This is a genomic window from Sphingobium sp. EM0848 (assembly GCF_013375555.1).
GTDB lineage: Bacteria > Pseudomonadota > Alphaproteobacteria > Sphingomonadales > Sphingomonadaceae > Sphingobium.
This window is the reverse complement of the sequence record NZ_JABXWB010000003.1, coordinates 1-13,004: the sequence shown is the minus strand read 5'-3', so window position 1 is coordinate 13,004 and position 13,004 is coordinate 1. Positions and strand designations below refer to the sequence as shown.

The following is a 13,004-nucleotide window of genomic DNA, read 5'->3' as shown; positions in this document are numbered from 1 at the left end:
TGTTGCCTTGTGACTAATATGTCAATAGGTCACAGTCTCGTTTAGGGGGCGAGGCTACGCAGGATCAGGCTAGCGACCTCGGTCTGAGCATCGGGAAGCAGGTCTAGGTTGCGCTCAAGGTGAAGCGGGTCGACGAATGGCATCATGGCGTAGAATATCGCGCGACAGGTCTCGTCGATCGGCGTCTTGCGCTCGAACTCGCCGCTTTCCCGCCCACTTTTGACAATTTCCAGGATCATCGCCCTGAGCGTCTCCTTGTACGCGATGGAAGAGCCCCATTGCTCGGCGGCCGAATGAGCCGTGATGTCGTAGATCTTCCGATCATGAAAAAAGAGTTCGACGCTGAGTGTCGTCAGGCTCTTGAACATGCGGCGAAATCGTTCCGTGGCGCTGCCTCCTTCGTCGATTGTTGCGCGCGCCTCGGATATGATTCGCTCCAGACGTGAGCTGCAGATCGCTTCGCCGATTTCCTGCTTCGACTCGAAGAACCGATAGATATAGGCCTTGGAGAAGCCGATCTCCTTGGCAAGGTCGGAAACAGTCGTCTTGCCATAGCCGTAGCGTGCAAAACATTCTTGCGCCGCCGCGATAATCTGGTCTCGCACGGCATGTTCGGCGGGGCCGCGCGTCGGGGCATTCAAATTGGCATTGGTCATCCTTCGACCATAGTTCCGACTGCCGCCATTGACAACAAGTGACCAAACTACTTATTAGTCATATTATCCTTCAATGACCCTCGAGGATAAAGATGCGGCCCTTGCCTTTGATCATGTCTACCCTTGGGGTGCCTCTTTTGCTCGCAGGCTGTGCCGTGGGCCCGGAGTATGCGCCCCCTATATCGTCGTTGCCTCCAGCTTTCCATGCAGGGGCGGCGGTGGAAGCGCGAAGCTCTTCGGCGGAAGCAGCCGATCTGATATCCTGGTGGCGCTCGTTCAACGACCCAATGCTTACCAGCCTCGTCGAGCGGGGGTTGGCGCAAAATCTCGATCTGCAGCAGGCGAGCGCCCGTGTCGTTCAGGCGCGCGCGGCGCTTAAGGGTGCCAACGCCGCGCTGCTGCCGTCGGGGCAGGTTAGTGGGCAGATGGGGGAGGTCTATCAATCGACGGAAACCCCGATCGGCCGGATCGGCAGCGCCTTTCCGCAGTTCGAGCGGTCGACCGAAACCTATGAGCTGAACCTCGGCGCCAGTTGGGAACTCGACCTATTCGGCGGCCGCGATGCTGGACGTGACGCTGCGCGCGCCGATTGGCAGGCATCGGGGGCTGGGGCGGTTGCGGCGCGACTCGCAGTCGCGGCGCAGATCGCCGATACCTACGTTGCCATCCGAATGTTGCAGGCCCGTCTCGATGTCGCCCGTTCGCAACTCGACACCCAGCAGCGCCTCGTCGACCTCGTGTCGCTTCAATATCGAAAAGGCGTGGCCGCAGAATTGCAACTCAGGCAGGCGGAAGGCGCGCTGGCGCAGGTCCGTGCTTCCGTGCCGGCGCTACAAAACGAACTCGACATGGCGATGAATGCACTCGACGTGCTGATTAGCGTTCAGCCCGGCACCACGCGGGTGGAGTTGGCTCCGCAAGCGCCGATCCCCGCGCCGCCGGCGATCTCGACTGCAGGGGGACCGGCCGCCTTGCTGCGCCGTCGCCCTGACGTCATCGCGGCAGAGCGGACCCTTGCCGCATCCAATGCCCGGATCGGTGTAGCGATTGCCGAATATTATCCGAAATTTTCGTTCAGCGGCCTGCTGGGAACGGCAACAACGGCTGCCGGAGGCCTTTTTACGGGCAATGCGGCCCAAGCCAACGGGATACTCGGTCTGCGTTGGCGCCTGTTCGACTTCGGCCGGGTTGATGCTGAAATCAAGGCTGCCAAGGGGCGCAATGCGGAAGCTCTGGCGGCCTATCGCCTGACGGTGCTGCGCGCCTCGCAAGATGTCGAAGACGCCTTCTCGACGTTGGTGCAGCAAGAAGCACGCGCGACGTCGCTCCTACAGGGTGAGGCTTCGCTATCGCGTGCGCGAGACGCCTCCATGGCCGCCTACAAGGGCGGGGTTGCGAGCCTGATCGAGGTGCTCGATGCCGACCGGCGCCTACTTGAAACCCGCGATGGGGCGATCCAGGCGCGCGCCGCAGCAACCCGAGGCGCGATCGCATCCTTCCGCGCGCTGGGCGGCGGCTGGGAACCGCAAGTCATCCCCGGAGACGTCTGACACTCTTTCTTCAGAGCCAACATCATGTTCAAAGATGCAGCACGGGCCCTTGATGGCCTCGGTCAGGTCCGGGCGATGCTGGCGACAGGGAGGCATCCGCCACTGGGCGAAAAGCTCGGCATTGCGCTCATCGAGGCTGATTATGGACATGCCGTGAGTGGACGGACTCGATCGGCGGGTCGCCTGAGGTGCGGAAAGCCCCATTCCCAGTGGCAGGTGCGATAAGATGGCCGCGAGCCGCCATCCTGGGCACTCGTGCACTGAGTTTTTACAGGTAAGCCCGCCGGCGTCGCGCCACAGAAATTATGACGGTTTGGCTCATCGCAAGATGGGCAGGTCCTCTGGAGGGAGGATGAGTTGAATGCTTCTAGCGGAGCCGGGTTCGCGCTTGATGAGGCCGGCTTTTCCGAGCGTAAGTACCGCCTGGTGAACAGAGGGGCGGTCACATTGAAATGCCGCCGCATGTCGGCTTCTGCGGGCGGCTGTTTGAAGATCCGACTGTAGGCGTATCCTTATCGGTCTCAGCCAGTTCGAGGTTCGGCCACGACAGACCGCGGTCGAACCCGGCAAGCGACGGCACACCGAAACCGCGAAAGACGTCGTCGAACAACCGGTTCACGTCGCGGTGGAGCGAGAGCAGCGGGTGGGTGTCATTGTCGCGGTCGCGCTCAGCGCTGACCGGGACGGGAAGCCGGTTTTCCTGCCGGTTCCAAGGAATGAAGTCACGAATGGCCACAGGTAATCTCCTTTCTTTGAAGATGGGCAGAACCTGCCGGGCGCCGCCCGCTGGGTTGCAGGCGGCGGTGCCGGCAGGCCGGGTGGGACGTGGGTTAGGCAGCCGCGCCGACTGTATCGCCTCCGCCAATGCGATCACTAGCGGCCACGCCAGGGCTGATCGCGATCCGGCGTGGCTTCATCGCCTCAGGCACGACGCGCTTGAGCGCGATGCTGAGCAAGCCGTTCTCGAAGCTGACTTCTCCTGCTTCGATGAAGTCGGCAAGCTGGAAGCGTCGCTCAAATGGGCGCATGGCGACCCCGCGATGGAGATACTCGCCCTTGCCGTCGTCTTCGGCATGCCTGCCGGTGACGGTGAGCAAATTCTGCTGTGCCACCACCTCAATGTCGTTGGGGCGGAAGCCAGCGACCGCCAGCGTGATGCGATAACTGTCCTCGCCATCCTTGAGGATGTCAAAGGGTGGGTAACCTTCGTCCTCCCGCGCACCTGCTTCAAGCAGGTTGAAGAGTCGATCAAAGCCCACGGTCGAACGCCGATAGGGCGTGAAGTCGAAGTTATTTCTCATTTCCAAATCCTCCTACGAAGCGATCTGGGCATGAGCGACGCCGGAGAGAGCCGGCGCTCTCATGTGTCCCACCGGACCCGGTTCGGCATCCGGCGGCTAAGAATTTAGGAGGTCATCCACCGCTTTCAAGAGGTACTTCGCTCGCCTCGCTGTGCAGTGCGCGCGCAATTGGCCGTCTTGGATTTATTCCGGCGAACACAAGGTTACGCGAACGAAACGGGCGTGGTGGGCGTTGGCTGCTTGGCGTTCGTCATGCGGGGCCACTTCGTTCTCACTGCTGCGCTAGAAACCATCGATAGTCCTACAAGATCTTCTCACCGCGGCCCCTTATTGGGTGGAAACGGCCACAGAAGCGGCCGACAAGTCCAAGCGGTAAGCGGCCCTGGGCAATTCCCGAACCGCGAACTGCTGGAGACGGGAGAGATCGGCCTTCGGAACGACGATCTCGATTGGCATCTTCCCGAGATGCTCGGGCTCCACGCCTTGCGCGGCACGGCCCAATACGAAAAAGTGATCCAGGAACCGCTTGCGATCGACGAAGCTCCAGCCAAGCGCTTCAAGCCCGTGCGGGCTGATCGACAGAAGCGCAATGGCAAATTCCATGATGTCATCAAAGGGCAGCCGCAGCCGCACGTCATCCTTGCGAGAATGCGATCGCCTGAACAGGTCGCTTTTCACTGGATCGAGATCACGCCATTGACCGCGCGCCACTCGGTCGGACGGATCAGCCAGTCATGCACGATCCGGACGGAATGGAGAGCGGCCTCGATCTCACGCCGCCAGTGGTCGAGAAACTCGAACAGCACCGGAAAATCGGGCGCGAGATCGTATTCCTGCCACACGAACAACTGCAGGAACGAGGGCGCATCAGGCCGGTAGAAATGGATTTCCGCCGTCGTAATGCCATAGCCCTGCAGCTGTGCATTGAAGCATAGCTCGATCATTGCAGCGACTGCGCGGGACCCTAACCTTCGTCGAGGTCGCGCATCGCCGTCAGTACGTCGTCGATCGAGACCACACGCTTGGCGCCGGGCGGCTTCTTCATGGCTGGCTGGTCCCGCACTGCAGATCGATCAGATGCCCAGGATGCGAGGATGGCGCGTTTCACCTCCGGCTCCAGGCTCGGATGACGTGCAACGTCGAAGGGATGAAGAAAACGGGAAAATGGCTGCGACATGGCCTTGCCTCCTTTCCTTTTGTCGCTCCTTTTTCATGCGCGGAAATGACCGCGTGCCCTTCAGATTTTGGTGCGACGGCGAGTCGCGTCAAGAGGGAATTTTACGGCCTAAGCCCCTGATAAGGGAGTATTGGCGCTCACCATCATTGAGTGCCAATTTTTTTCGTTTTCCCTCTTGAAGGAAAAAATGGGGCTTCCAAGTTCCGCGGAACCTGTCGTTCCAATGGACGCCAGGCTTATCCTATCCACGTTTTGCATCTGGAGGTTATCATGAACGATCTCGACCAGGTCGGAAAGCGCCGGGCAAGCTGATCCTAGAACCCGGCAGCCGGAACACGGCGGCGGCGATCGCCATGCCGCGCTCGAAGCGCTGAGGACCGACGCGCTGCTGCTCGTCATGCCGAGCGATCATGTGATCAAGGATGTGGCCGCCTTCGCGGCGGCAATCCGCCAGCGCTCGCGGTGGCCATAGCAGATATCCGCAATCGCGTGGGCATCACGGGCGCGCATTCTGGGGCTTCCCGGCTTGGCACCTCGCGCAACCGCCGCTTCGAGTCCGGCCCGCGTACGCTCGCGTATCTTAGCGCGTTCGAACTCGGCGAACGGGCCAAGCGATCGATCCGGACCACCAGCAGCGTATGGCCCTCCCCTGCTCGCGCGATCGCCCGCGCCAGCTGTGGGCGCTCCCGGCTCGCGCCGCTGGCCTTATCCTCGAAAATGGCGGCGCACCCGGCCGCGCGCAGCGCATCCAGCTGCGCCGCCGTATCCTGACGGGTCGTGCCCCGAGGCGCGGTGTAGCTCGACGGTAGCGGAGCTGACCGGACGCCCTCATCGATCAAGCGCAGTAGCGGCCGGTCAGTTTCGCGGGTGGCCATCGGAGATCTCGGATAGATTTGGGTTGCGAGACTCAATCTATGGAGATCCCGATGACCAAGAGATGATGGACGTTCAGGCCCTGCTGGGAAAGAGTGCCGACAGCGATTTTCTGCGTGAGATGATCGGCTTTGCCGCGCAACGGCTGATGGAGCTGGAGGTTGGTGGACTGACCGGTGCCGCCTATGGCGAGAAGAGCGCGGAGCGGCAGGCGCAGCGCAATGGCTACCGCGATCGGACTGGGAGACGCGCGCGGGCACGGTCGAGCTGCGCATCCCTAAGCTACGCACAGGGAGCTATTGTCCTGGTTTCCTGGAGCCGGTAAGAACGTCGAACAATCTTCGCCTTTTGGCCTAATTCATCCTACCGCCGCGCTGGGCGATGCCAGCAAAGGCGCCATCACCCTGACAGTGAACGGCGAAGTGCGGCAAAAGGGCGACCTGTCGGCACTAGTCAACCCTGTCGACCGGCTGATCGAATTCCTCTCTGGCCTCTATTGCCTTGAGCCAGGCGATCTTATCTACACCGGAACACCCGCCGGGGTCGGCGCGGTATCGCCGGGCGATATCATGGTAGTTGAAATCGAAGGACTTTCGCCACTGACCATCACCGTGGGCGAGCCTGCAGAATGAACGACCATGCCGTGCTCCACGGTTTTCGGCGATCTGGTGCCATCTGGAGGCTACGCATTGCACGGGAGTCTGAAAGGTGGTCCTAGCGAGGTCCTACCGGGTCAGGAGCTAACAACCAGTCTGGCTCGCGAGGCCCGACAATCTTAAGACTTCTGTCAACTTCCTTAACTTAACCGTCTCTTCCAAGCTTTACAAGAAGCCGATAACACCCAGCAAATTGTAAATTTTTGTTTGGGCCACGTGCTACTCGAGCCGGGTGCCACGAACCGTATTATGAAAGCTGCTTAACGAATTGCGTTGCCAACCATTGCGTACTCTTGTATCGAATAGGCAGATGCCCTCCACTTTTGAGGGCGGCGGTGAACAGATTAGTCGCACGCGATGTCTGGATCAGCCATCCGAGGCAAACTTGGGCGATCGCTCTAGGTGCGGAGCAGCCCGCCGTAGATCGCATAAGGGAGTAGTCATTGGCACGTTGGGATGAATTGGCACCGTCGGCGCTTCAGCATGTTGCTGAATGCTGGTTGGGATCTATCGAAGAGGCACTGGCCGAGAACGATATAGGTCTTGCAACGACCCTGCTGAAGCCAGACGGTTACTGGCGAGATCTTCTGACCTTCAAGTGGGAATTCACAACCGCCCATGGGGCGGATGAGATACGCGCCATGCTTAGCGGGGCTGTGCAGCATAGTTTGCCGCGAAGCTTCCGTGTCGAGGGCACGCCCTATGTGAGCATGCTGGGCAATATCGCACAGACGCTCGATTTCTTCTTCACCTTCGAGACCGAGATCGCGCTCGGTCGCGGTCACGTCCGGCTGATCCGCGATGAGGGCACATCCGGTCGATCGGTGGCTTACACCGTACTCACGACGATGAACGAACTCAAAGACTTCCCGGAATCCGTCGGCCGCACCCGGCTCCGGGATTTTCCGGAATGCACGCTTGCGGCAAGCGCCAGCGAGGCCGTCGATCCCGATGTAATCATCGTTGGTGCCGGGCAAGCAGGCCTGATGCTCGGCGCACGCTTGCGCCAACTCGATGTCAAGACGTTGATCGTCGAGCGTGGCGCCAAGGTGGGCGAAACTTGGCGGAAGCGATATCGCACGCTGAAGCTTCACAACGATATAGCGATGAACCACTTCCCGTATCTGCCATTTCCGGAAAACTGGCCAACCTACTTGCCGAAGGACAAGGTCGCAGACTGGTTAGAGTTCTACGCCCACGCAATGGATCTTGACGTCTGGACCAGCACCATTTTCGAGGACGCGAAATTCGATCCCGTGGAGCGGGTTTGGACGGTGAACCTGACGCTGGCAAACGGCGCCACCCGAATGCTGAAGACGCGACACATCGTGAGCGCGATGGGCGTGGCGGGTCTGCCGCGCATACCCCAGATTCCCGGACTCGACGGGTTCCGCGGAACCCTTCTTCATTCCAGTCAGCCGTTTGATGACATTGATGTCGAGGGGAAAAAGGTGGTCGTCGTCGGCGCCGGCACGAGCGCACACGACATCGCGCAGAACTTCTGCACGCGTGGCGGCGATGTGACGATGATCCAGCGCTCGTCGATCACGGTGCTGAGCCTGGAGCCCGGCGCGCAGCGGGTTTACCAGCTATATCGGGACAATGACGGCGTCAGGCCTATCAATGATACGGACATGACCGGGGCCGCGATACCCTTCCCGCTACTCGCCAAGCTTCATCAGCCATTGAGCCGGTCGATCCAGGAGCAGGATCGTGAATTGCTGGACGGCTTGCGCAAGGTTGGATTCCTGCTGGATAATGGCGAGGACGATAGCGGCTTCTACATGAAGCTGGTGCGATATCACGCCGGCTATTACCTCAATGTCGGCGCATCGGATTTGATCGTCGACGGTAAGATCAAGGTCCGGTCCGGCCTGGGCGTCGCGCGTCTCACCGCGACACGGGTAATCCTGGACGACGGCACCGCTTTGGATGCCGACATCGTCGTGCTCGCGACCGGCTACCAGTCGCTTCAGGAGCAAGTGCGCAAGTTGTTCGGCAGCGAGCTGGCCGACAAGGTGGGGCCGATCTGGGGGCTCGACGAAGGAGGCGAGATGCGGAACATGTACGCGCCAACAGCACAGGAAAACTTCTATGTTCTCGGCGGCGGCTTCCCCACGGCGAGATTCTATTCGAAGTTTACGGCTCTATATATAAAGGCCGATCTGATGGGGTTGGTGCTCCACGACCCTGAAAAAATTGGTCTGGAGAGCAGCGCAGCGCAAGGTGAGCCCCGTGTCGTAGCCCTCGATCCGCACTGGGCATATTCGAGTTAGAGCCGTTTCCATTCACGGGCTGGCCTAACCGGGCTGCGACGTTGGGTCGCCTTCAATATACAGGACGTTATAAGTGCAAGAGCCGTTCTCTCCGGCCGATATAATCAGATCGTTCATCCAGTGCTTCAACGACAACCGGATGCAGGATGCCCTCGACCACCTGGCTAAGGATGTCTTTTATCACAATGTCCCACTCGACCCCATTATTGGGCGCGAAGCAACACCGGCGTTCATGGTCAAGTTCGATCTGGGAAACTCGCTGCTGACCGAATGGGAAATTCTCGCGCTCGCTGTCGAGGGTGACATCGTACTAACTGAGCGGATCGATATGTTCTACCACCGGTCAGACGGGCGGCGCGAGGGCATTCCGATAATGGGAAGCTTTCGTGTCCCCGACGGCAGGATTACTGAATGGCGCGATTATTTCGATCTCGCCGCCTTCCAAAAACTTTCGGTGTTGCACACACCCCAGACCTGATCACTACCAAAGCGCGCCGCCGCTGGCAGACGTGCTACACCTAAGTCGGACGGCAAGGCGGCACGCGTTGTGAAAAGGGCGGCGGCCCACCTGCCGCCCAGTATGTCCCGTTCACCGCCATCGGCGGCGAACTGCTATTCGAGGTGCTCGGCCAGCGCTACGACCACAACAGAGCGTTGATTACCAGCAATCTGCCGTTCGATGAATGGACATCGGTGTTCGGATCGCCGAACGTTTCATGATGCTGCTTTCCTGGATGGGATCATACTGTATTTTTGCGCTGTGAGCGCCTTTATTTGCTGGTCGGTCAGGTCCACCTGCCACGGCTGCCTTTCGTGATTTGCCGGCCCTGAAGCTTACCGCGTTTCAGCCATTTGAACACCGTCTGCTCAGCGACGCCGAGCGTAAGCGTTTGATCGTCGAGCATGGCTTCAATCGCGTGCGCCCATGCGTTAAAATGAGCCGGGTCGTGCTCCTGGCATGTCCATCATGGCTGAAACGGTAGACCAGTGCATATCGTTGGAGCCTTCGCCGATCGTCAAGCCCATAGCGTCGCGAAGATAGCGTTCGATGCCCGTATCGATGCAGTATCCGCTGCCGCCATAGATCTGCATGCAATCGCGCGCGACATCCACGGCCATCTCAGTGGCCAGTGGTTTGACCATATGGTTCAGCATTTTGTCCACGCGTCCTTCGTCGAGCAGGCGAACGGCATTATAGAGCATGTGGCGAACAGCTTCGATCTGGGCCTTCATCTTCGCAAACTTGAGTTGGATGGCGCCGAGGGACAAGATTGGGCTACCGGCATTCGTGCGCTCCCGCGCGTACTCCAGTGCCTTTTCGAAGACACCTTCAGCTAATCCTAGGGCCATGGCGGATATGTCAAGCACAGTGTAGGCGGATTGCCCGGTCGGTCCGACGAGTTTGCGGTCCCTAACCCAGTCGGCTACTTCCAAGCATGCTGAAACCGGTACTTTGACATCCGATAATGTCAGGGCGCCAAAGGTCGTACCGAGCCCCATCTTTCTGTCTTCTGCGACCGTAAAGCCGGGACTGCCGCATTCTATCGGAAACGCCCACATTGTCCCCTGATACAAGCCGAATACCACGATTAGATCGGCGTAAGGAGCGCCCGAACAATAGTTTTTGGAGCCGTTCAGTATGAAGTGATTGCCGTCCTTGACTGCCAGATCGCTCCATTCGGTGTAGTTTGCGGCACCCCGCGGATCAGTGCCCGACGCCGACATTGAGGCGTCTCCAGACATCACCTTTTCGAACCATTTTTCTTTGGCCGCCGGCAGGCCGAGCAGCACGCTTGAAAAGGCGCCGTTGAGCACGAGATGGATAGCGAGCGCAGCGCTTTCCTTGGCAAGCTCCTCATATATCAGGAGGACGGTCGTCTTGGGCGCAGCCATTCCCCCCTCGCTTTCGGGCAGGGAAAGCCTGTAGAAGCCCAGGTCACCCATCTTCTTTCCCAAGTCCCGGATGATCTCATGACCTTTAGGCCCGTAAATTTCTAGTGCGCGCGGCCTCACCTCTTTTTCAGTGAAGCGCCGGGCGACATCACGGATTGCTTCCTGCTCTTCGGTCAAGAAATAAGACATTGCGGGCCTCTTGCTGCGTCCAGGATAAGTTGAATATTTAGTTACGACTTAATGAAAATATCAGATTGCACTGTTCCGTTATTCACGCCGATCACCAAGCCTAAATTTACATCAGTTAAGCATAACGCATGACCAACATATCTGTGTTCGCACCAGCTGCTAATAATTCGAAGAATGGCAGGCGGAGAAACATTGCCCCGCCTGCTCATCAAAATTAACTACCGAATTTGTAGCCCAGCGTAATGCCGTATGTACGTGGTGCACCTACTTGTGCCGCGGGGCCGACGGGAGCCAGAAGGTTCAACGAATCATCATATCTTTCGTTCAAGAGGTTCTTCACCCACAATGACACCGAAAGCTGCTGATCGATGGACTCCCAACGCTCGGTCAGATTGACGAGGGTGCGCTTTTTGAGTGGAAACTGTTCGAGAGTGTCGGCATAGGTTTTACCCCTGAAATTCACCGCAGCAGTCGACTGGAAAGTGCCGATTGCAGTCTCCAGTGAATAGGTGGCGTTCGCATTCATGCTGAAATGCGGCGCCTGAGGCGTCGAGGATCCGCTGGCATCAGCCACGCCTGCGACCAATTCCCCGCTGGGCAGCGTCTGATAAAATGGCGCATTCAGATAGCTTGTAAACTTAGGATCGAGATATTCAGCAGAAACCGAGAGATCGAGATTGCGCACCGGCCGTGCCTGTATATCCACATCAACGCCCCGGATCCTTGCCGCCGCTGCGTTCTTCGTCACCAGCCCACCGAACTCGAAGAACTGCTGCTGCAAATTCGTATAATCATATTGGAATGCCGACACGTTGATGCGCAGCTTCCGATCGAACAGCTGGCTCTTGAAACCCACTTCATAGGCATCGATGGTTTCGGGAAGAATGACCGGATTGGCAGCAGCAGAAAAGCCGCCAAGAGCTAGGGTGTTGAACCAGCCCGAATTAAAGCCGCGATTGAACGAAGCATATACCATCAGATCGGGCGAGAATTTATGGTCGATCGACACACGGAAGGTAGGTTTCTTAAACGTCTTGGACTGTTCGCCGGCGCTGCCGGGAATTACAGTACCACCCACATCGTTGAAGCCGCGCTGCTTACGCTTTTCGATCGTGTAACGGGCGCCCAGCGTCAACGTAGTGCCAGGGAGCACCTCAAGTGAAGCCTGTCCGTAGCCTGCATAGGCATTCACCTTGTCGAACGCCCACGAACTCAGCGCCTGGCCGGGGGCGTTCCAAACACAAACGGCAAGCCTGGGCCATAGAAGATAAACGGATTCACCTTCGGGCGCTCGCTGAAGTAGAAAAGCCCGGCCACCCATTTAAATGGCCCGTCGGACGGCGAACTGATCTGGAATTCCTGAGTATATGCTTCGTCTTCGGCGAAGCGGTTGATATTCAGGAAGTTGGTCGGAGTTCCGTCATAATCGATCTGGAGGAAGTTCTTGTTCTTTCTCCAAGAAGTGACACTCAACAAGTTCAGCTCGCCAATCGCTGAATTAACGGTCAGGCTGGCGCCACCTTCTTTCGTTGTGAAATAAGGCGAGACATCAGCGTTGACGTTAAAGTCGTTCGCAAAAAACATCCTTGTCCCGGTGATGGAGTTGTACAAGGAATTTTGGCCGGCGGGTGGGGTAATGCCCGATCCATTGTTTCCGTAGCCATAGCTATAATCTGCAGCCAACTTGATTGTCGTGACGTCCGAAACGTCATAGACGAACTTGACGCGCCCACCATATTTCTTAGTCCGGTAGATATCGGCGCCGTTGAATTCATTCTCGCCCCAACCCTTCATCTGGTTCTCATAAAAGGCAGAAATGCCGACGCGCAAGTTCGGGGCCAGGCCCGTTGCGATATATGCTTTGGCCGAGACAGTTTCATAGTTCGCATAGCCCAGTTCCAAGTCGGCCGACGGGGTAGAAGTCGGATCCTTCGTGGTGATCTGAATCACACCGCCGGTTGCATTGCGGCCAAAGAGCGTGCCCTGCGGTCCCTTGGCGATTTCCATCGACGCGACATCGTTGAACCCTTGCGCGCCGATGTTGAACGGCATGTAGACGCCGTCAATGAACGTCAACACCGCAGGTGACGACGCGGCGTTGTTGTTGCCGACACCGCGCAGATACAATGGTGTACGCGGACCATTAGGCGCAAGTGTCAGACCGGAAACCAGACCAGGCAGGTCGTCCGACGACAGAGTGCGCGAAGCGGACAGCCCCTCTGCCGTAAATGCAGCCACGGCTATTGGCACCGACTGTGCTGACTCGGACCGACGTTGCGCCGTGACAACGATATCCTCGAGACCGGCCTCTTGTTCAGCCGCAGCCTTACCGCCGCCTGCCGGACCAGTTTGTTGGGCCAGCGCAGACGTCGGTAACAGCGATGACAGCGCAACGCCTGATGCCAGCAGAGCCAAATGTTTCTTAGCGATCAT

At 58.5% G+C, this 13,004-nt stretch carries 13 protein-coding genes and 4 pseudogenes; 7 read left to right on the top strand and 10 right to left on the bottom strand.

Annotated features, from left to right (window positions below):
• Positions 1–41: 41 nt before the first annotated feature.
• A complete protein-coding gene (locus HUK73_RS16255) occupies positions 42–656 on the bottom strand; it encodes a TetR/AcrR family transcriptional regulator (RefSeq protein ID WP_176593092.1) in 615 nt (204 codons plus the stop codon).
• A 92-nt stretch (positions 657–748) separates the two neighbouring features.
• Here HUK73_RS16255 and HUK73_RS16250 point away from each other — a divergent pair, with 92 nt between their 5' ends.
• The gene (locus HUK73_RS16250; RefSeq protein ID WP_176593091.1) at positions 749–2,206 is read left to right on the top strand and encodes an efflux transporter outer membrane subunit; all 1,458 of its coding nucleotides are present in this window, start codon (positions 749–751) and stop codon (positions 2,204–2,206) included.
• 442 nt (positions 2,207–2,648) lie between these two features.
• Here HUK73_RS16250 and HUK73_RS16245 read toward each other — a convergent pair whose 3' ends face one another.
• The 5 genes from HUK73_RS16245 to HUK73_RS16225 form a co-directional block, all read right to left on the bottom strand.
• Positions 2,649–2,942, bottom strand: coding sequence for a hypothetical protein (locus HUK73_RS16245; protein ID WP_255326390.1), 294 nt, complete (start codon positions 2,940–2,942; stop codon positions 2,649–2,651).
• A gap of 94 nt (positions 2,943–3,036) precedes the next feature.
• Positions 3,037–3,507, bottom strand: a complete 471-nt coding sequence (locus tag HUK73_RS16240) for an Hsp20 family protein (protein WP_176593090.1) — start codon at positions 3,505–3,507, stop codon at positions 3,037–3,039.
• 327 nt (positions 3,508–3,834) lie between these two features.
• The gene (locus HUK73_RS16235; protein WP_176593089.1) at positions 3,835–4,185 is read right to left on the bottom strand and encodes a hypothetical protein; all 351 of its coding nucleotides are present in this window, start codon (positions 4,183–4,185) and stop codon (positions 3,835–3,837) included.
• Complete coding sequence (locus HUK73_RS16230; protein WP_176593088.1) at positions 4,182–4,451, bottom strand: usg protein; 270 nt, start codon at positions 4,449–4,451, stop codon at positions 4,182–4,184. The genes HUK73_RS16235 and HUK73_RS16230 overlap by 4 nt, the downstream gene beginning before the upstream one ends.
• Before the next feature lie 20 nt (positions 4,452–4,471).
• A complete protein-coding gene (locus tag HUK73_RS16225) occupies positions 4,472–4,684 on the bottom strand; it encodes a hypothetical protein (protein WP_176593087.1) in 213 nt (70 codons plus the stop codon).
• 299 nt (positions 4,685–4,983) lie between these two features.
• Between HUK73_RS16225 and HUK73_RS26815 the strand changes: the two are divergent.
• Positions 4,984–5,132 (top strand): annotated as a pseudogene (locus tag HUK73_RS26815) (sugar phosphate nucleotidyltransferase); the annotation flags it as partial.
• Here the strand turns inward: HUK73_RS26815 and HUK73_RS27195 are convergent.
• Positions 5,093–5,559, bottom strand: a pseudogene (locus HUK73_RS27195) (recombinase family protein). The pseudogenes HUK73_RS26815 and HUK73_RS27195 overlap by 40 nt on opposite strands.
• Positions 5,560–5,621: 62 nt before the next feature.
• Here HUK73_RS27195 and HUK73_RS16215 point away from each other — a divergent pair.
• The 5 genes and pseudogenes from HUK73_RS16215 to HUK73_RS16195 all read left to right on the top strand — a co-directional run.
• Positions 5,622–5,887, top strand: a pseudogene (locus HUK73_RS16215) (transposase); the annotation flags it as partial.
• Complete coding sequence (locus HUK73_RS16210) at positions 5,857–6,189, top strand: fumarylacetoacetate hydrolase family protein (protein WP_255326389.1); 333 nt, start codon at positions 5,857–5,859, stop codon at positions 6,187–6,189. The pseudogene HUK73_RS16215 and the gene HUK73_RS16210, both read left to right, overlap by 31 nt.
• Before the next feature lie 467 nt (positions 6,190–6,656).
• Entirely contained in the window at positions 6,657–8,489 is a 1,833-nt protein-coding gene (locus tag HUK73_RS16205; protein WP_176593086.1) for an NAD(P)-binding domain-containing protein, read from the top strand.
• A 73-nt stretch (positions 8,490–8,562) separates the two neighbouring features.
• Complete coding sequence (locus tag HUK73_RS16200) at positions 8,563–8,967, top strand: limonene-1,2-epoxide hydrolase family protein (RefSeq protein ID WP_176593085.1); 405 nt, start codon at positions 8,563–8,565, stop codon at positions 8,965–8,967.
• Positions 8,968–9,080: 113 nt separating this feature from the next.
• A pseudogene (locus HUK73_RS16195) lies at positions 9,081–9,209 on the top strand (ATP-binding protein); the annotation flags it as partial.
• A gap of 210 nt (positions 9,210–9,419) precedes the next feature.
• Here the strand turns inward: HUK73_RS16195 and HUK73_RS16190 are convergent.
• The 3 genes from HUK73_RS16190 to HUK73_RS16180 form a co-directional block, all read right to left on the bottom strand.
• On the bottom strand, positions 9,420–10,571 hold the full coding sequence (locus tag HUK73_RS16190) for an acyl-CoA dehydrogenase family protein (protein WP_176593084.1): 1,152 nt from the start codon (positions 10,569–10,571) through the stop codon (positions 9,420–9,422).
• 214 nt (positions 10,572–10,785) lie between these two features.
• On the bottom strand, positions 10,786–11,892 hold the full coding sequence (locus HUK73_RS16185) for a TonB-dependent receptor (protein ID WP_255326388.1): 1,107 nt from the start codon (positions 11,890–11,892) through the stop codon (positions 10,786–10,788).
• Positions 11,784–13,004 (bottom strand): TonB-dependent receptor (locus HUK73_RS16180; protein WP_176593082.1); only part of this gene is annotated, 1,221 nt, incomplete at its 5' end. The genes HUK73_RS16180 and HUK73_RS16185, both read right to left, overlap by 109 nt.

Coding starts and splice junctions, on each gene's coding strand:
- HUK73_RS16255 (WP_176593092.1), bottom strand. CDS start 656: ATGACCAATGCCAATTTGAATGCCCCGACGCGCGGCCCCGCCGAACAT.
- HUK73_RS16250 (WP_176593091.1), top strand. CDS start 749: ATGCGGCCCTTGCCTTTGATCATGTCTACCCTTGGGGTGCCTCTTTTG.
- HUK73_RS16240 (WP_176593090.1), bottom strand. CDS start 3,507: ATGAGAAATAACTTCGACTTCACGCCCTATCGGCGTTCGACCGTGGGC.
- HUK73_RS16230 (WP_176593088.1), bottom strand. CDS start 4,451: ATGATCGAGCTATGCTTCAATGCACAGCTGCAGGGCTATGGCATTACG.
- HUK73_RS16225 (WP_176593087.1), bottom strand. CDS start 4,684: ATGTCGCAGCCATTTTCCCGTTTTCTTCATCCCTTCGACGTTGCACGT.
- HUK73_RS16190 (WP_176593084.1), bottom strand. CDS start 10,571: ATGTCTTATTTCTTGACCGAAGAGCAGGAAGCAATCCGTGATGTCGCC.
- HUK73_RS16185 (WP_255326388.1), bottom strand. CDS start 11,892: ATGGGTGGCCGGGCTTTTCTACTTCAGCGAGCGCCCGAAGGTGAATCC.